The sequence below is a fragment of the Streptomyces sp. NPDC002867 genome, assembly GCF_053591895.1.
Genome location: NZ_JBSFUR010000042.1, coordinates 19,698 through 36,311 on the forward strand (window position 1 = coordinate 19,698; position 16,614 = coordinate 36,311).

The 16,614-nt window shown below is 72.3% G+C and carries 16 protein-coding genes; 4 read left to right on the plus strand and 12 right to left on the minus strand.

Going from position 1 to position 16,614, the window contains the following annotated elements; genetic code table 11:
* Positions 1-7: 7 nt before the first annotated feature.
* Complete coding sequence (locus ACWD0A_RS28075; protein ID WP_451302534.1) at positions 8-1,282, minus strand: cytidylyltransferase domain-containing protein; 1,275 nt, start codon at positions 1,280-1,282, stop codon at positions 8-10.
* 127 nt (positions 1,283-1,409) lie between these two features.
* Positions 1,410-2,756, minus strand: a complete 1,347-nt coding sequence (locus ACWD0A_RS28080; protein ID WP_451302536.1) for a DUF6716 putative glycosyltransferase — start codon at positions 2,754-2,756, stop codon at positions 1,410-1,412.
* Between the two features lie 187 nt (positions 2,757-2,943).
* On the opposite strand from ACWD0A_RS28080, the gene ACWD0A_RS28085 reads away from it, so the two are divergent.
* Together ACWD0A_RS28085 and ACWD0A_RS28090 are read left to right on the plus strand one after the other, a co-directional pair.
* Complete coding sequence (locus ACWD0A_RS28085) at positions 2,944-3,927, plus strand: glycosyltransferase family 2 protein (RefSeq protein ID WP_451302538.1); 984 nt, start codon at positions 2,944-2,946, stop codon at positions 3,925-3,927.
* Positions 3,927-5,243, plus strand: coding sequence for an alpha-2,8-polysialyltransferase family protein (locus ACWD0A_RS28090; protein ID WP_451302540.1), 1,317 nt, complete (start codon positions 3,927-3,929; stop codon positions 5,241-5,243). Before ACWD0A_RS28085 ends, ACWD0A_RS28090 begins: the two co-directional genes overlap by 1 nt.
* A 173-nt stretch (positions 5,244-5,416) precedes the next feature.
* Here ACWD0A_RS28090 and leuE read toward each other — a convergent pair whose 3' ends face one another.
* Both leuE and ACWD0A_RS28100 read right to left on the minus strand, forming a co-directional pair.
* On the minus strand, positions 5,417-6,070 hold the full coding sequence (gene leuE, locus ACWD0A_RS28095; protein ID WP_451302542.1) for a leucine efflux protein LeuE: 654 nt from the start codon (positions 6,068-6,070) through the stop codon (positions 5,417-5,419).
* A 66-nt stretch (positions 6,071-6,136) separates the two neighbouring features.
* On the minus strand, positions 6,137-7,717 hold the full coding sequence (locus ACWD0A_RS28100; RefSeq protein ID WP_451302544.1) for an acyl-CoA mutase large subunit family protein: 1,581 nt from the start codon (positions 7,715-7,717) through the stop codon (positions 6,137-6,139).
* A gap of 264 nt (positions 7,718-7,981) precedes the next feature.
* Here ACWD0A_RS28100 and ACWD0A_RS28105 point away from each other — a divergent pair, with 264 nt between their 5' ends.
* A complete protein-coding gene (locus ACWD0A_RS28105) occupies positions 7,982-8,833 on the plus strand; it encodes a L,D-transpeptidase family protein (protein WP_451302546.1) in 852 nt (283 codons plus the stop codon).
* A gap of 244 nt (positions 8,834-9,077) precedes the next feature.
* Here the strand turns inward: ACWD0A_RS28105 and ACWD0A_RS28110 are convergent, their stop codons facing one another.
* A complete protein-coding gene (locus tag ACWD0A_RS28110) occupies positions 9,078-10,124 on the minus strand; it encodes a hypothetical protein (RefSeq protein WP_451302548.1) in 1,047 nt (348 codons plus the stop codon).
* Positions 10,124-10,852 carry an RNA polymerase sigma factor gene (locus tag ACWD0A_RS28115; RefSeq protein ID WP_451302550.1) on the minus strand — a complete coding sequence of 243 codons (729 nt, stop codon included), beginning with the start codon at positions 10,850-10,852 and terminating at the stop codon, positions 10,124-10,126. The genes ACWD0A_RS28110 and ACWD0A_RS28115 overlap by 1 nt, the downstream gene beginning before the upstream one ends.
* A 447-nt stretch (positions 10,853-11,299) precedes the next feature.
* Between ACWD0A_RS28115 and ACWD0A_RS28120 the strand changes: the two genes are divergently transcribed.
* Positions 11,300-12,022, plus strand: coding sequence for an SMI1/KNR4 family protein (locus tag ACWD0A_RS28120; RefSeq protein ID WP_451302551.1), 723 nt, complete (start codon positions 11,300-11,302; stop codon positions 12,020-12,022).
* 53 nt (positions 12,023-12,075) lie between these two features.
* On the opposite strand, the gene ACWD0A_RS28125 is transcribed toward ACWD0A_RS28120, so the two are convergent.
* The 6 genes from ACWD0A_RS28125 to ACWD0A_RS28150 all read right to left on the minus strand — a co-directional run bounded on the left by ACWD0A_RS28125 (position 12,076) and on the right by ACWD0A_RS28150 (position 16,611).
* Positions 12,076-12,972, minus strand: coding sequence for a L,D-transpeptidase family protein (locus ACWD0A_RS28125; RefSeq protein WP_451302553.1), 897 nt, complete (start codon positions 12,970-12,972; stop codon positions 12,076-12,078).
* Positions 12,973-13,636: 664 nt separating this feature from the next.
* Complete coding sequence (locus ACWD0A_RS28130) at positions 13,637-13,933, minus strand: hypothetical protein (RefSeq protein ID WP_451302555.1); 297 nt, start codon at positions 13,931-13,933, stop codon at positions 13,637-13,639.
* A gap of 40 nt (positions 13,934-13,973) precedes the next feature.
* Positions 13,974-14,882 carry a hypothetical protein gene (locus tag ACWD0A_RS28135; protein WP_451302557.1) on the minus strand — a complete coding sequence of 303 codons (909 nt, stop codon included), beginning with the start codon at positions 14,880-14,882 and terminating at the stop codon, positions 13,974-13,976.
* Between the two features lie 105 nt (positions 14,883-14,987).
* On the minus strand, positions 14,988-15,926 hold the full coding sequence (locus ACWD0A_RS28140) for an SMI1/KNR4 family protein (RefSeq protein WP_451302559.1): 939 nt from the start codon (positions 15,924-15,926) through the stop codon (positions 14,988-14,990).
* Between the two features lie 29 nt (positions 15,927-15,955).
* The gene (locus tag ACWD0A_RS28145) at positions 15,956-16,408 is read right to left on the minus strand and encodes an ATP-binding protein (RefSeq protein ID WP_451302561.1); all 453 of its coding nucleotides are present in this window, start codon (positions 16,406-16,408) and stop codon (positions 15,956-15,958) included.
* Complete coding sequence (locus tag ACWD0A_RS28150; RefSeq protein ID WP_177153161.1) at positions 16,408-16,611, minus strand: hypothetical protein; 204 nt, start codon at positions 16,609-16,611, stop codon at positions 16,408-16,410. Before ACWD0A_RS28150 ends, ACWD0A_RS28145 begins: the two co-directional genes overlap by 1 nt.
* Positions 16,612-16,614 lie beyond the last annotated feature (3 nt).

Here is a 16,614-nt window from a genome sequence, read left to right on the forward strand (position 1 = left end):
TATTTCCTTACTTCTCGGGGGAAAGGGGGGTGGTTTCAGGGGTGTGGAGGTGCGGGCCGAGGAGCCAGGCGGCGATCTCGCGGATCGCGCCCTCTCCGCCGGACGTGGCAGTGACGGCACGCGCGGCGGCCCGTACGGAGTCGTGCGCGCTCGCGACGGCCACGGGCCAGCCGACGAGGTGGAAGCACGGGAGGTCGTTGACGTCGTTGCCGACGTACAGGACGCGCTCGGGCGCGATCCCCTTCTCCTCGCACCACTGCTTGAGGGCGAGGTCCTTGCGGTCGATGCCGTGCAGGACGGGGACCTGGAGCTTGCGGGCGCGTGCGGCGACGACCGGGTTCTGCTCGGTGGACAGGATCAGCAGCTCCAGTCCGGCCTTGCGCAGGTGGGCGACGCCGAGGCCGTCGCCGCGGTGGACGGCGACGATCTCGCGGCCGTCCGCGTCGATGAGGACCCGGTCGTCGGTCTGGGTGCCGTCGAAGTCCAGGACGACCGCGTCGACGTCCTCGCGGGCGGGCAGCGCGGCGCTGTCCAGCAGCGGCGCGAGCGCCCGGGCGCGGGCCAGGTCGTGCGGGTCGTCGACCTCGAGGACGCGGGCGGGGTCGGTGCGCACGAGTGCGGTGCGGCCGAAGAACCGGTGGCCGGCCTCGCGGAAGCCGGCGGCGTTCATCGCGTACGCGGCGCCGGTCTCCAGGAAGTCCTGCGGACGGTCCTGGCGGCGGGGCCGGAAGGACGCGTCGTGGTTGACGCCGTAGCCGGAGCCGGTGGCCGTTGCGGTGCCGGCGAGGACGGCCGTGGAGCCGACCGCCTGCGCCACCGCGGGGTCCGCAGCGTCGGCGGGCTCGCTCTCGCGCCACACGAAGCCGTGGAAGGGGGCGACGGTCACCGCGCTGTCCGCGCCCTCCTCGACGACCGCGCGGGCGACGCCCTCGACGTCCTCGCGGGCGATGAACGGGCTGGTGCACTGGACGAGCAGCACCACGTCGACGCGGTCGCCGTGCACGGCCTCGTGCGCGTCCATGGCGTGCAGGACGGCGGACTCGCTGGTGGCGGTGTCGCCGGCGATGGCGGCGGGCCGCGGCACGACCTCGGCGCCCGCGCTGCGCGCGGCCGCGGCGATGTCGGCGTCATCGGTGGAGACGGCGACGTGGGTGACCAGCGGCGCGTCGAGGCAGGCGCGCACGGCGCGGGCGACGAGCGGCACACCGGCGACGGGCGCCAGGTTCTTGGCCGGGACGCCCTTGGATCCGCCCCGGGCGGGGATCACGGCGAGAACGGTCATCGGGGCTCCTGAGCAGTACGAGTGCGGTTCGGCCCCCGAGGGGGCCTCGTGCGGGACGCCGCCGCGTGGGCGAGCGGGGCGGGCGCCGCGGGCGCGGGGCAGGCCGTCGGACGGCCGGGTGCGCGGGTCACAGTTCGCCCATCCGGCGGATGACCGGGGCCACGCGCTGGACGCCGTGGCGGTAGGCGCCGCGCGCCACTTCGCGGACCGCGTCGCGCACCACCCGGCGCAAGCCCGTGACCTCCGCCTTCGGGGCCGCTCCGGGCAGCGGGACACCGTCGGGGGCCAGGTGGTGGCGGGCGAGGATGTTCGGCAGGTAGCCCGGCGCTGTACTCGGCGTGTAGTACGGCGCGATCGGCCCGGGCCCGTCGCCGAGCAGCAGCTTCGCGACCCGCGCCCGGGCCTCGTCGAAGGCGCTCTCGTAGGAGCCTCCCCCTGCGCCGGACGGCGTGGGGGGACCCCCAGCGGCCACGCCCTGACGGGCCAGCCACTCGGCGTCGGGCACGGGACGGTGGCCGCCGTCGAGCCGGTCCCAGGACGTCAGCAGGCCCGAGCCGAGGAAGTGGTGGTTGCCGAGCACCTCGCGCACCCCGAGGTCGCTGAGGATCGCGGTGGGGATGCGGCGGTGCAGGGACTCGAGGGCGGCGGTCGAGGAGACGGTGACCAGCAGGTCCGTGCGGTCCAGGACCTCGCCCATGTTCCCGTAGACCAGGCGGAAGTTGGACGGCAGTCCGCCCGGCAGCCGGTCCGCCAGCTTCTGGTACGGCAGCTCCTCCAGGTGCGTGGTGTGCTCGCCCGGCTTGGACCGGAGCTTGAGCAGGACCTCGCGCCGCGGGTGCAGCCGGGCGTGCTCGACGAGGCGGCGCAGCAGGTACGCACGGTCGGCGCGGCTGTCCGGCACGGAGGGCTGGGCGGCGAAGACGACGGTGTCGCGGCCCTCCTCCGGCCGGTACGGGGCGCCGCCGAGGAAGGGCAGCGCGGCCTCGGTGACGGCCGAGGCGTCGGCGCCCACCCCCTCGTACACGGCACGGAAACGGTCCGCGTCGTGGCGGGAGTTGGCGAGGACGACATCGGCGCCGTGGCGCAGCAGCAGCCCGTCGGCGAGCTTCTCGTAGACGACGCCCACGTAGCCGGTGACGACGACGGGCCGGCGCGGGAGGCCCAGCGCGGCGAGGCCGTGCAGCATGGCCTGCACGCCGCCGCCGACGAGCGCGAGGACGACGACGTCGTACGAGCCGTCCTCGACCGCCCGCAGGAACTCTTTCCCCGTCACCTCGCGCATCGCGTCGGCGCGCACGCCCACTTCGGCGAGCTGGCGGGGTGTCGGGGTGGCCCGGCCGCGCAGCAGGAATCCGCTCAGCTCCACGGAGGTGCTCGGGGCGATACGGCGCGCGGTGAGCGCACCCCATTTCCACCGGGTGTCGGAGTCGGCGAGTACGGCTACCCGTACGGCCTCGCTGGTACGTGTTGGCACGTCGAGGACGCTAGGAAGGCATTTCGTTTCACGGCCCAACTCGACTGCAACAACGGGTTAACAGAGCACCTACGAACGGGGCGATGACCTCGGAAACGGGCGGGTTAACAAAGTCGACGCTCTGCGTTCACCTTCCATCCCTCCGGCAGTCGATACGAATGCCGTGTGGCGACCTAGCGTCGCGCAGGTGGTTAAGCTCTCCGTCATCGTGCCGTTCTACAACGTGCAGACATACGCCCCGGACACACTGAAAAGCCTGCAGGCGAACGCCCGCGAGGACTTCGAGTTCCTTCTCGTCGACGACTGCTCGACGGACGGCACTCCGGAGATCCTGGAGCGGGCGGAGCGCTCGGTTCCGGGCGCTGTCCTGCTCAGACATGAGCAGAACGGCGGGCTGGCCACCGCCCGCAACACCGGTCTGGACGCCGCGCGCGGCGAGTACATCACCTTCCTCGACGGCGACGACTGGCTGGCGCCCGGGCACTTCGAGGCGCTGCTCGCCGCCCACGAGAGCCTCGGCGTCGACTTCGTCCGCACGGACCACGTCCAGTGCACGGGACGCGAGCGCAAGGTGCACCGGGCGCCCGTCGGCCGGCGCGGCGAGGTGCTGCGGCCGCGCGACTGGATCCTGCCCGCCGACCGCTCCACCGGTGTCGACTACCCCTACGCGTGGGCCGGGATGTACCACCGCAGGCTCGTCGACCAGGGGCTGCTGCACTTCACGCACGGGCTGCGCACCGCGGAGGACCGGCCCTGGATCTGGCGGCTGCACCGCGAGGCGGAAACCTTCGCGACGATCAGCCGGCTCGGAATCTTCTACCGGCGCGGAGTCGCTTCCTCACTGACGCAGATCGGCGACATCCGGCAGCTCGATTTCATCAAGGCATTCGACCAGGTGCTCGAGGAAACGGCGAATGACCCGGAGGCCGACCGCCTTCTTCCGAAGGCCGTCCGTACATACTGTGCCGTCATTTCCCACCACTTGGGATCGATCGAAAGGTTCGAGCCCGCCGTGGCACGGAAATTGCGCACCATGAGTGCCGCCGCCCTGAAGCGTATGCCGCAGGACGTTCTCAACGATGCGCTCGACTCGATGGACATCGAGCGCGCCTCCCGGCTCCGCCGGGTGCGCCGCCGCCCCGCCCCGCTCACCGTGGAGGCGGCGGCCTGATGCCCACCACCCAGATCTTCTACGCGTCCTCCCTGTACGGAGCGGCGACCGTGGCCGCCGCGATCGACAGCGGCTGCTTCGCCGCCGCGGACCGGCGGCTCCTGCTCGTCGCCAACAACGCGACCACGCCCGAGACCACGCCGTCCCTGGACGAGATGCCCGGCTTCGAGCGGCTGCGCGGCCGCTTCGACGGGGTGCTGTCGTGGAACGAGGCCATCTCCCCCTTCCACCCGGGCGGCTGGTCGCCGCGCCAGGACGACATCCCGCTGTGGGAGAGGTACCTGCGGCAGCTGTGGGACCTCGGCGACGACCGCATCGAGCTGGCCGTCGAGTCGATCCAGGTCGCGCCCGCGCTGGCGATCGCCCAGCTCTTCCCGGACGCGGCGCTCGACGTGTACGCGGACGGGCTGATGAGCTACGGCCCCACCCGCAACAAGATCGACCCGCTGGTCGGCGAACGGGTACGGCGGCTGTTCCACCTGGACCTGGTGCCGGGCCTGCGGCCCATGCTGCTCGCCGAGTTCGGGGCCGAGCCGCAGCTCGTTCCGACCGAGGCGTTCGTCAAGATCGTCGCGGAACTGTCGGACGTCCTGCCGGAAGCCGTACCCGGTGTCGGCGAGGGGCCGGCGCTTCTGCTGGGCCAGTACCTCGCGGCACTCGGCATCATCACGCCCGCGGAGGAGGAGGCGCAGCACCTGCGCATGCTCAGGTCCGCGGTCGAACTGGGCCACCGGAACGTGGTGTTCAAACCGCACCCGACGGCCCCGGCCTCCTGGACCCGGACGCTGGAGCGCGAGGCGGAGTCGCTGGGCGTCGGCCTCACGGTCGTGGACCGGCCGCTGCTCGCCGAGGTGCTCTACCGGCAGCTGCGGCCGAGCCTGGTCGTCGGCTGCTTCTCGACGGCGCTGTTCACGGCGGCCACGTTCTACGGCATCCCCGTCGCCCGGCTGGGCACGGAGCCGCTGCTGGACCGGCTCACGCCGTACCAGAACAGCAACCGCGTGCCGCTGACGGTGGTCGACGCGCTGGTCCCGGACCTCGCGGAGGGCGCGGCTGGGGCACCGGCGGAGGCGGACGAACGGCTCACGGGTCTGCTGAGCGCGGTGGGCTTCGCGATGCAGCCGCAGATCCGCGCGGATCTGCGGCCGGCGGCGGAACGCTTCCTGAGCACGGCGCTCGACGCGTCGACGGTGCGCTACTTCAAGCGCCGCCGCCTGACGGTGCTGGGCCTGCCGGGCGGCCTCCCGGTTCCGCGCCATGCGGCGGTACGCCGCGTGGTGCGGCGGGCGCGGCGGCTGAAGCGCGCGCTGACCTGACGGTGCGCTGTGGCGCGGGTCGGGGGCGCGCCGCCGGCGTTTGAGGCGCGGGGGCCCGGGGGCGGAGCCCCCGGCTACGGGATGGGGTACCTCCCACGGCCGCCAGGCCGTGGGGGGAGGGCGGGGTGGGGAAGACGCCCCGCGCAGCGGCCCGGCCACCTGCCGGGCCCGCGTCACGCGCTGCTGAGCGAGAGCTTCACCGCGAAGCCGAGGAACAGCGCGCCCGCCGCCGACGTCGCACCGGCCGAGAGGCGCCTGCGGCGGCGGAAGGCGGCGGCGAGCCGCGTGCCGCCGAAGATCAGGGTCGTCAGGTACAGGAAGCTGCTCAGCTGCAGCAGCGTGCCGAGGACCAGGAAGGACACGGCCGGGTACGCGTACGACGGGTCGACGAACTGCACGAAGAAGGAGATCAGGAAGAGGATCGCCTTCGGGTTGAACAAGCTGATGATCAGCGCGCGGCGGTACGGGTTCTCCCCGGAGTCCGCCGCCGTCTCCGCCGTCTCGTCGCCGAACGACTCCCCGCGCGCACGCCACATCGCCCATGCCGCCCGCAGCATGCCGATCGCCATCCAGCTCAGATAGCCGGCGCCCGCGTACTTCACGATCATGAACAGCAGCGGAGTCGTCTGGAGCAGCGAGGCCGCGCCGAGCGCGGCGAGCGTCATCAGGACCGTGTCGCCGGTGAAGACGCCGGCCGCGGCCTTGTATCCGGTCCGGGTCCCCTTGCGGGCGGCGACGGACAGTACGTACAGCGAGTTCGGCCCCGGCAGCAGGATGATGAGGACGAGCCCGGCGAGATAGGTCGGCAGATTGGTGACACCCAGCATGAGGCGGAGTGTCGCACGGGGTGCGACACTCCGCATCGGGGTTTCGTATGCCGGAATACCGGAATATCAGAACGCGTCGGTGGGGACGTACGTGCCCCACACCTCCCGCAGCGCGTTGCAGACCTCGCCGACCGTGGCGCGCGCCCTGAGCGCTTCCTTCATCGGGTAGAGCACGTTGTCCGTGCCCTCGGCGGCCTTCTTCAGCGCGGCGAGGGCCTCGTCCACGGCACGCTGGTCGCGCTCGGCGCGCAGCCGCGCGAGCCGCTCGGCCTGCTGGGCCTCGATCGCCGGGTCGACGCGGAGCGGCTCGTAGGGCTCCTCGGCGTCGAGCGTGAAGCGGTTGACGCCGACGACGACCCGCTCGCCCGAGTCGGTCTCCTGCGCGATGCGGTAGGCGCTGCGCTCGATCTCGTTCTTCTGGAAGCCGCGTTCGATGGCGTTGACCGCGCCGCCCAGGTCCTCGACGCGCTGCATGAGGGCCACGGCCGCCGCTTCGACGTCGTCCGTCATCTTCTCGACCACGTACGAGCCGGCGAACGGGTCGACGGTGGCCGTCACGTCCGTCTCGTACGCGAGGACCTGCTGCGTGCGCAGCGCGAGGCGGGCGCTCTTGTCGGTCGGCAGGGCGATGGCCTCGTCGAAGGAGTTGGTGTGCAGCGACTGCGTACCGCCCAGGACCGCCGCGAGGCCCTGCACCGCGACGCGGACCAGGTTCACCTCCGGCTGCTGGGCGGTGAGCTGCACCCCGGCCGTCTGCGTGTGGAAGCGCAGCATCAGCGACTTCGGGTTCTTCGCGCCGAACTCCTCCTTCATCACCCGGGCCCAGATACGGCGGGCGGCACGGAACTTGGCGACCTCCTCGAGGATCGTCGTCCGCGCGACGAAGAAGAAGGACAGTCGGGGCGCGAAGTCGTCGACGTCCATGCCCGCGGCGACGGCGGTACGGACGTACTCGATGCCGTCGGCGAGGGTGAACGCGATCTCCTGCGCGGGCGAGGCACCGGCCTCCGCCATGTGGTAGCCGGAGATCGAGATGGTGTTCCACTTCGGGATCTCGGCCTTGCAGTACTTGAAGATGTCGGCGATCAGCCGCAGCGAGGGCTTCGGCGGGAAGATGTACGTGCCGCGGGCGATGTACTCCTTGAGCACGTCGTTCTGGATCGTGCCGGTCAGCTTGTCCGCGGGAACGCCCTGCTCCTCGCCCACCAGTTGGTAGAGCAGGAGGAGCAGCGCTGCGGGGGCGTTGATCGTCATCGACGTGGAGACCTTGTCCAGCGGGATCCCGCCGAACAGCACCCGCATGTCGTCGATCGAGTCGATCGCGACGCCGACCTTGCCGACCTCGCCGTGCGCGATGGGGGCGTCGGAGTCGTGGCCCATCTGGGTCGGCAGGTCGAAGGCGACGGACAGGCCCATCGTGCCGTGGGCGATGAGCTCCTTGTAGCGGGCGTTGGACTCGACGGCCGTGCCGAAGCCCGCGTACTGGCGCATCGTCCAGGGCCGGCCGGTGTACATCGTCGGGTAGACGCCGCGTGTGAAGGGGTACGCACCGGGCTCGCCCAGCTTCTCCGCCGGGTCCCAGCCCGCCAGGTCCGCCGGCCCGTAGACCGGCTCGATGGGCAGTCCCGACTCGGACTCGCGCGCCATGTGACTGTGCCTCCCGCTAGAACTTCCGGAACTGCCCGGCTTTTCGTGGCTACTGGCTGGTAACGACCCTCGCGACGGACTGTAGCGGTGCGGCGTGCGACGGGTGGAGGGCCCCGCGCTGGGACCTTCCTCACAGCCGCTGTGTCGTCCTCGTCCCCCAACTGTTACCCCCATGATGCGCGAGATCGCGCAACCGGGCGGGAGGTGAATCTGTCTCACCAGGGACAAGAACAAAAGGGGGCGATCATGCTCAGGGGGGCGATCATGCGTAGGAAAGACGTTGCGGTCAGAGCGCTGGCGGCGGCGGCCGCGCTGGCCGTGGCCGCGGTGACGGCCGGCTGCACGGCTCAGGCGGCGACCACGAAGCCGCAGGCCACCGCCACGCCGAGTGCGTCGCCCACGACGGCCGCGCCGTCGGCGTCGCGGGCGCCCGAGCCGTCGAAGACGCCCTCGGCGTCGCCCAGCACCTCTGCTCCCGCGCCGAAGATCCTCATGGCTGCGGGCGCCAAGGGCGAGCAGGTGCGCGAACTGCAGGCCAGGCTCGCGCAGATCGGCTGGTTCGACGACAAGCCCACCGGGACGTACGGACCGGTCACCACCACGGCGGTCAAGGGCTTCCAGGGCAAGCGCGGCCTGCCGGCCACCGGCAGCACGGACGAGGTCACCTGGCAGAAGCTGCTCGGCATGACGACGAAGCCGACCCGCGACGAGCTGGACGGCAAGGAGGTCGAGAAGCCGAAGGCGAAGCTGGACCCGCGGTGCATGACCGGCCGCGTGATGTGCATCAGCAAGACCACCCGGACGCTGTCCTGGATGATCGACGGCAAGGTCCTGTCGACGATGGACGTCCGCTTCGGCTCGCAGTACACGCCGACCCGTGAGGGTGCGTTCAACGTGGGCTGGAAGTCCCGGCACCACGTCTCGACGATCTACCACACGCCCATGCCGTACGCGATGTTCTTCAGCGGCGGCCAGGCGGTCCACTACTCGTCCGACTTCGCGGCCCGCGGCTACAACGGCGCCTCGCACGGCTGCGTCAACGTCCGGGACAAGGGGAGGATCGCGGCGCTGTTCGCCCAGGTGCGCACGGGCGACAAGGTCGTCATCTACTGGTGAGCCGCCTCGCACGAGCGAGGGCTCTGGGCGTGGAGATCCGGGCCGGAGAAGCCGGAGAAGACCGGGGAAGAGAGGGCGCGGGCGGGACCGGGGGAACGTGTCCCGCCCGCGCCATGTGCGCTGAGCCGTGGGTACGGGGGGAACCCCGGCTCTTCGCGCGGCCGATGACCAGTCGGCTCACTTCTTACTGCGCCACCGGCCGGAAAAACGTCACACCGCCTCCGCGCGGGCGAAAAAGCGCAGTTCAGAGGAGGCTTCCGGTCAAGCTCGCCGGGGTGTCCCCGGGCGCGGAAGCGGTCGGGGACGCGGTCGCCGACGGTTCCTGCGGGACGAGCGTCCAGGAGACGGGCGGAACCTCGACGGGCTCGGCCTCCTGGGAGCCGGAGCCGCCGGAGTCCTCGCCGCCCGCGTCACGGTCGTCTTCGCCCTTGCCGTCCCCGTCACCGGAGCCGTCGTCCTTGCCGCCGCCGCCCGTACCCTCGCCCGTGCCGTCGCCCTTTCCGTCGCCGGCCTTCTCGGGGCCGAGCAGGCGGTCGCAGAACCGCTTCACGCCGTCCGCGCCCTTCGCCAGCTCCTCCAGGCGCTCCTTGCGCTCCGCGGCGAGGGTGCCGTTGCGGTAGTCCTTGCACGCCTCGACGGAGTCGCGGCGCAGCTCCGCGTCGCTGCCCAGACCTCCCGCCGTCGCCTGGCCGCCGTCGCCGGGACCGCCGGAGCCGGTGCCTTCGGCGCCGGAGGACGGGCCGGTGGACTCGCCGCCGAGCGACGGCGGCGCCGGAGGCGTGGTGACGCCGGGGGGCGAGGACACGCCGCCGGTGGCGCCCGGCGTCTCGGACGTCAGGGGGCCGGGCGTCTCGGCGGCCGAGACGGAGGAGGCGGGCAGCGGGTGCTCGTCGCCGCCGAAGGGAGTCGGCAGGACGCCCGTACCGGCCGCGACCGCCACCCCGCCGAGCGCGACGGCGGCCACCGCCGCGGCGAGCCCGAAGCGCACGGGGCGGCCGAAGCGCAGCCCGGAGACCGGCACGGCGGGTCGGGTCACCCGTACCGTGCCGAGGAAGTCACCCGCGGGTGCCGCCGCATCGGCCCTGGCCTTGCGGAACGCGGCCATGGCGGCCGCCTCGCCGGGCAGCTCGCCGTCGTCGTGGCGATATCCGGGATCGGCGGCGCCGTCCAGGACCTCGAAGAGCCGTGCGGCCTGCATACGGGCGTGTTCGTCGTGGGTCTCGACAGACTCGCCGCGCAGCAGCCGCTCCGCCGCGTCCCTGTCAAGCCACTCGTACCGCTCGTCGGCCATCACATGTCCTTCTGCGTCCGCGAGCGGGAATGCGTCACACCGGCCGGCGCGGTCGCGCCACGCCGGCGGCCGCGCTGCGGGGGCACTCCGTCGAGATCCGGAGGGGACCCTTCCTCCGCCGAACCGACCGGGCCACCGTCGGCCACCTGCGGTTTCGCCCCGACGTCGCCGAAGTGACCGCCCTCGTGCAGCAGTTCGGCGAGCCGCTTGAGACCGCGGTGCGCAGCGGTGCGCACGGCACCGGGGCGCTTGCCGAGCGCCTGCGCGGCGCTCTTCGCGTCGAGCCCGACGACGACCCTGAGGACGACGGCCTCGGCCTGGTCCTGCGGCAGCTGGGCGATCAGCGCCATGGTGCTGTTGGTGGTGATCGACTCCATCGCCTCGGCGACGGTGTCGGAGTCGGCGGGCTTGCCCGTCAGCTCGGTCTCGTCGCCGCCGACGGCAGGCCGCCGGCCGCGCATCCGTATGTGGTCCAGCGCGCGGTTGCGGGCGATACGGGCGGCCCAGCCCCGGAACCGGTCGGCGTCGCCGGTGAAGCGGTCGAGATCGCGTGCGATCTGCAGCCACGCCTCGGACGCGACGTCCTCGGCGTCCGTCTCACCGACGAGCGTGCGCACATAGCCGATCAGCCGCGGGTGCACCGTGCGGTACACAGTCCGGAAGGCGCCTTCGTCCCCGTCCTGAGCCGCGAGCACCGCGGCGGTCAACTCCGCGTCGTCCCCCAGCACTACCTCAACCTGTCTGAATCGCAGCTGGTCACCACTGCCGCGCCACCCTGCGCGAACCAGCACGCTACGTCGTCGTCCGGGTGCACGTCCATGCCTAGTACAAGCGGCAACAACCTAACAATGCAGCGCGGTGTGACAGAAAACGCACGCACGGCGCTGAGAGAAGTGCGGGGTACCACTGCGACCCCGCCCGAAGCGACGACCGGGGCCTCTCCTGTGGGGGGTGGCGGCCCCGGTCGTCCTTCTTTTCGCCCCTGCCCGGGGCCTTCGACGGGATGGCCGGGCCTCCGATCCGTAATCGATTCGATACGCAAGGCAGCGCTCGCCACGCCGCGCGCCCACGCGTTCCTCACACACCCGCCACGTGCCGGCCACTCTCTCCACGCCGGGCGAGCGCCGTATGCTCCGCCGATCCGGGTCTGTGCGCCCCGCCGATATGGTCTCCGGATGACACAGGAATTCGAACTCGTCCGGTCGCTCGAGGCGGCCGTCGAAGACCGCCGGGCCGCCTGGGAGTTCGTCAAGGGCTTCGCGGCCGGCTGGAGCGCCGAGCCGCTCGGCGCCGGCGACGGGTGGTCCGAGGCGGAACTCGCCGCCGCCGAGGAGCGCCTCGGACTGCGGCTGCCCGCCGCGCTGCGGGAGGCGTACGCCCTGCTCGGCCGGCGCACGGATCTGACCGGCAACCACGACACGCTCCGCACTCCGGCCGAGTTGTACGTCGACGAGGCGGGCGAGGCGCTCGTCTTCCGCGACGAGAACCAGGGCGCCGCGCGCTGGGGCATCCTGCTCACGGACCTGGCCCGGGAGGACCCGCCCGTGCGCATACGGCCCGACCTGGCCGACAAGAGCAGGGAGAAGTGGGAGGACTGGCTGGCCCGGACCTCGCTCGCGTTCGTGGAGATCGTGCTGTCGGAGTCGGTGCACGCCCCCGACGACCTCGTGGACGTGCTGGAAGCGCTGGAGGATGAGGACCTCGAGGAGCTGGAACAGCGCAGCGCCGGGCTGCCGTTCCCTCGGTATCCCGAGGGGGAGGAGCCGGGCACCCGCTGGTTCCTGCGCGACGGCGTGCTGCTGCGCGACGACGGGGCCTGGCTCATGGTCCGGGGCCGTACGGAGGAAGCGCTGGACGCGGTCCGGGCGGCGATCCCGGGCGACTGGCTGAACGGGTAGCGGCGGGGCGGCCGGTGAGCGGGGCGCGGCTCGCGGCCGCGCCCCGGCACACGTCAGCCGATCGCGATCCGCGGGTTCGCCGACGGCTTGACCCACCCCATGAACAGGTCCATCGTCGCGCGCGGCACCGACACGCAGCCGGCCGTCGCGCCCTTGCCATTGACGTGCAGGAAGATGCCCGCGCCGCGGCCCGGGACGGCCGGCCACCGGTTGAAGTTGATGACCAGCGCCTTGGCGTACTGCGTCGGGTAGTTGATCAGGTGCTCGCTGCCGCGCTCACCGGACTCGGTGAGCGGGAAGTCCGCGCCCTCGGCCGTGTGCATCTGGTTGTAGTACTTCGACTCCGGGTCCTGCACCCACCAGTGGCTGTCGTTCACCTTCGTGTACGGCATCGCGGTGCCGCTCGACTCGACGCCGAAGCCCTCCGTGATCGTGTACGTGCCGGTGGGCGTGGTGTACGTGCTCTGCCTGCGCGTGGCCCCGTCGGTCACGCCGTTCGACCCGACCCGGCCCGCGCTCGTGGAGAACTGCGCCTTCCAGCCCGCCGAACCCTTCTGCCACGCGGTGACCGTGGCGTACGAGCCGCTGGCCTTGACCGTGATGACCTGGGTCGCGTTGCCGACGTTCACGGGCACGGGGAAGTCGGGTGCGGAGGGCGCGGCCGTCTGCTCGCCGGATCCGCTGCCCGAGCCGCTGCCCTTGGCGCCCCCGGCCGTCGCCTTGGGGGTCGCGCTGCCGGACGCCTTGGCGGAGGCGGACGCGGAGGCCGAGGGCGACGCCGAGGCGGACGCGGACGCGGAGACCGAGGCGGACGGGCTCGCCGACGCGGACGCGTCCCCCGACTCGTGCTCCCCCTGGCTCGCACCGGGCGCGACGGAGGCCGCGGAACCGGCCGGTTCCTCGTCCCCGCACGCGGACAGGAGGGACATGGCGCCGACCACGGCGAACACGGAGGCATACCTACGGGAAGAGCGAAGCACGAAGTGATCCTTGGCTCGTCGGAACAGCGCGGCGGAACGGGGCCGCGCCCGTCAAGGCGGCCGGTTATACCCGGCCCTGACCCCGGAAAGCCAGGCGGCGGACATTCCGGACGGGAACGAGCGCCGTTGTCAGCGCCCCGGGGTACGTTCCGTGGCCATGAGCTTCCACATGCACCTGCGCGCCGCGGAGGAATCCGCCGTCCAGGGACGCGACTTCGCCTGGCTGCTGGACTTCATGGGAGCGGCGTGGGACTGGGACGTCCCCGACCGGGCTGACGTCCGCCTGTGGAGCCGGCGGGTCCCAGTGCACGTTCGGGCACCAGAGGAGCTGGAACACATCGGCGTCCTCCGGCCACCAGTCCCCCGGCGCGTCCCGTCGAAAGACCTGCGCCACCGGCACCATCGCGACAGGCGGCAGCCCGGACGGCTCCCGTTCGTCGGGTACGGAGCAGTGCGGCCACGGCTCGTCCGCCGGCCACAGCAACGGACCGGCGACGGAACTCTCGTGGAGCCCCGGCGCCCCCTGCGTCGGATGCAGGACGACCGCCGGCCGGGCGTAAGGGGCGAGGCCGGGTACGGCGGCGAGGATCGCATCGACGGACGGCCTCGTCGAGTAAGGCAGCACGGCCGGATCCTAGGGTGCCCGCAGGCCCACCCGAGGTGGGCCTTGACGTGGGCCGGCAGCAGCCGGTTCCGGAGCCGCGACCGGTGCCGGAGCCCCGGCGTCGCGGAGTTCGCCGACGACATCGTCCTCGGGCCGCCCGAGCAGCCGCACCCCGTGCAGGGTGACGGGGCCGGGCGAGGCGATCTCGATCGCGTGCAGCAGGTCGGCGTCGTCGTACTCGAAGAAGACGCAGGACTCGTCGGCGTACAGGTCCGTCAGCGGCGCGTCGGCGCCCCGCCGGAACGCGGAGTCGGGCCCGCCGCGCACGGCCCGCACCGAGGCGCGTGACTGCCGAAGGCCGCGCCGGTCACGCCGGTGAGGGGGACGATCTCCATCTCAGCGCACGCCCGCGGGGAGCTCGATCTTTCCCCTCGTACGGGCCCTGGTTCTCCTCGGTGACCTGCTGCTCGAAGGCGATGTCCTGGCCGTTGTACGGAATCAGGAAGCCGAAGTCGAGGCGGTGGCTCTTGATCCGGTACGTCTTCGCGTCCAGGACCAGCACCTCCTCCAGGCCGGAGAGCGTCAACTGCCCGTCCTCGACCGGGATGCCCGCCTCGCGGAGCTGGGCTGCCGTGGGGTCGAACTCGCGCTTCGCCTTCTTCGCCCACGCCCGGCCCTGGACGGCGCTCAGCTTCTGCTTGCCGCTCACGACACGGAGTTCGACCGTGCCGCCGCCGTCCGTCTCGGTCACCTTCACCTCGCCGCCGGCGGCCTGCGCGTAGATCCGGAACTCGTCGACGACCACGATCGGGTCCTCGGCCTTGTTCCGCATCTCCGGGCCGGCCGGGGACACGGCCTTCCAGTCGGCCGTGCCCTCCTTCAGAAAGCCCGCTTCGCCGACGACGTAGAGCTCCTCGGTCTTCTTCTTGCCCTTGCTGCTGGTGCTGACGCCCTGCGAGTGCAGCGCCGCCCGCCCGATCGCGCGCCGGACCGTGCCCTCGTAGGTCGCCGCGCTCTTCTGCCCCTGGAGCGTCAGCCCCTCATCGCCCTCCACGGAGAAGGTCCACGCGGACTCCTCGGCCATCGCCTTCTCGGCGAGGTCGAGGAAGTCCTCCGGAGACTCGGGCGCCTCGGACGGCTCGGGCGCCGGGGACGACGGCGCCGCCGCCTGTGGGCTCCCCGCCACGGCCGGCTCCTCCGCCTCCGCAGTGCACGCGGCCAGCGAGAACGCGAGCGGGAGGACGAGCACGGCGGTGCGTCTGGGGCCAGTTCGCATGGACCTTTTCCTTACGTCGCGGCGTGGGCGGCGCGGACTGTACAGCAGCGCCCGGCCCGCGATCACCCCGGCGGACATTCCCGGCAACCCGGCCGTCAGGGGGTGTCACGGCCGGTCCTCGCTCCCGTAGCTCTGGAACCAGTGGGTGTCGAAGTAGCGGGCCGTCGAGAAAGGGTGCTCCCGTTCGGTGAGCATCCGGTGGACGAATTCGGCGGTCGTGCCGTCGAACCGGACCCACGAGTCGGGAATGTCCTCGGTCACGAGGACGGGCCACTCGTCGGGGTCGGGGTCCTCGGTGAGCCAGTAGAACTCGTCCGCCTGCTCGGAGCTCGCCCACTTCAGCAGCCCGCCCGGCGCCGGATACACCGCGTACGGCGCCCACAGATCGCTCCTGCGCGTCCTGGCCCACTCGCCCAGCCACTCGGTGTGCCGGACGATGTCCCCGCTCTCGAAGGCGGCGTCGGGTACCTGGAGCTGGAGGAAGCCGTCGAAGGCGCCCGCCCCGAAGATCTCGGCGAGCCGCTTGTAGTCGCTCGGCAGCGCGGTCCCGAGCCGGGTCTCGACCGCCGCCCAGTCGACCGTGCGCACGCGGGTCGTGTCCCATCCCGTGACGGCGACGACCCCGTCCACCCAGGAAGTCTCCTCCGCCATGTCCGCGGCAGAGTCCTCCCGTTCCGCGACCAGCGCCACGAGCCGGACGCCGTCGCCGTCGCGCGCCGTACCGCAGCCGATCCACCGGTCCGCGAAAGCCCATCCGCGCATCTCGACGATCCGCTCGCCGAACGGCGTCAGAAGCGGGAGCCCGGTCCGCCCGGTCACGGTCGGGTCGGCGTACCCACCCATGGCGAGGTTGCGCGGCTGCCCGTACCGCCCGTCGAGGGCCTCCTGGAGCTCCGGGAGGCCCACCTCCGCAGACGGTGCCAGGCATACGTGCCCCGCCGGATGCCCCGGTGCCGCGCACGCCAGGCCGCCCGTGCCGGGGGCGGCCAGCCGGTGGACCGCCGAAAGGAGTTCTTCCAGGCGGAGCTCTTCACGTTCGTCCATGACCGGAATTGAAACGGACGCCACCGACATCAACCCCCCGCGGTCGCGTCATGAGGTCGCCCGTGACGAACAGCGCCGACCTGATCCCCACCCGGATACCGGACGACGACGGCGTCCCTTCCCGACGGCCGGGCCGGCAACTCGCACCACACGGTCTTGCTGCCGGGCCCCTGGCCCACACCCCATCGCAGAGTCAGCGCCTCGAGCAACGCCAGGCCACGGCCCGTCTCGTCGTCATGTGCGGCCTTGCACAGGACCGGCCGGACCCGGGGGTCGGAGTCGGTCACCTCCAGGCGCGTACGGCCGCCGTCGCAGGACACCCGGACGGTGACGGGGACGCCCTCGCCGACGTGGCGGATCACGTTGGTGACGAGTTCACTCGCGCAGAGCTGGAGGTCGGCGCCGTAGTCCCGGAGCGCGCGACGGACGCCGGCCACGGCGGCCGGGGTGGCGAGCAGCTCCAGCGTCAGGGGTGGTCGCATCACGCGGCTCCCTTGCGGAGGGCGGCGACCAGCGCGCGGGCGGTCAGCACGTTGCAGTTGCCCAGCGCGATCAGCGGCCGGTTCGGGTAGCGGGCCGCGAAGGTCGGCAGGTCGACACCAAGGGACGGCAGCGTGATGCCGTGCGCGGCGAGTGCGGCTCGCAGCTCCTCGGCGCAGTCCTGGGCGTCGGGTTGGTCGTGCATGGG

Coding starts and splice junctions, on each gene's coding strand:
- ACWD0A_RS28135 (WP_451302557.1), bottom strand. CDS start 14,882: ATGCGAACTGGCCCCAGACGCACCGCCGTGCTCGTCCTCCCGCTCGCG.
- ACWD0A_RS28105 (WP_451302546.1), top strand. CDS start 7,982: ATGCGTAGGAAAGACGTTGCGGTCAGAGCGCTGGCGGCGGCGGCCGCG.
- ACWD0A_RS28140 (WP_451302559.1), bottom strand. CDS start 15,926: ATGGACGAACGTGAAGAGCTCCGCCTGGAAGAACTCCTTTCGGCGGTC.
- leuE (WP_451302542.1), bottom strand. CDS start 6,070: ATGCTGGGTGTCACCAATCTGCCGACCTATCTCGCCGGGCTCGTCCTC.
- ACWD0A_RS28090 (WP_451302540.1), top strand. CDS start 3,927: ATGCCCACCACCCAGATCTTCTACGCGTCCTCCCTGTACGGAGCGGCG.
- ACWD0A_RS28100 (WP_451302544.1), bottom strand. CDS start 7,717: ATGGCGCGCGAGTCCGAGTCGGGACTGCCCATCGAGCCGGTCTACGGG.
- ACWD0A_RS28110 (WP_451302548.1), bottom strand. CDS start 10,124: ATGGCCGACGAGCGGTACGAGTGGCTTGACAGGGACGCGGCGGAGCGG.
- ACWD0A_RS28145 (WP_451302561.1), bottom strand. CDS start 16,408: ATGCGACCACCCCTGACGCTGGAGCTGCTCGCCACCCCGGCCGCCGTG.
- ACWD0A_RS28120 (WP_451302551.1), top strand. CDS start 11,300: ATGACACAGGAATTCGAACTCGTCCGGTCGCTCGAGGCGGCCGTCGAA.
- ACWD0A_RS28150 (WP_177153161.1), bottom strand. CDS start 16,611: ATGCACGACCAACCCGACGCCCAGGACTGCGCCGAGGAGCTGCGAGCC.
- ACWD0A_RS28075 (WP_451302534.1), bottom strand. CDS start 1,282: ATGACCGTTCTCGCCGTGATCCCCGCCCGGGGCGGATCCAAGGGCGTC.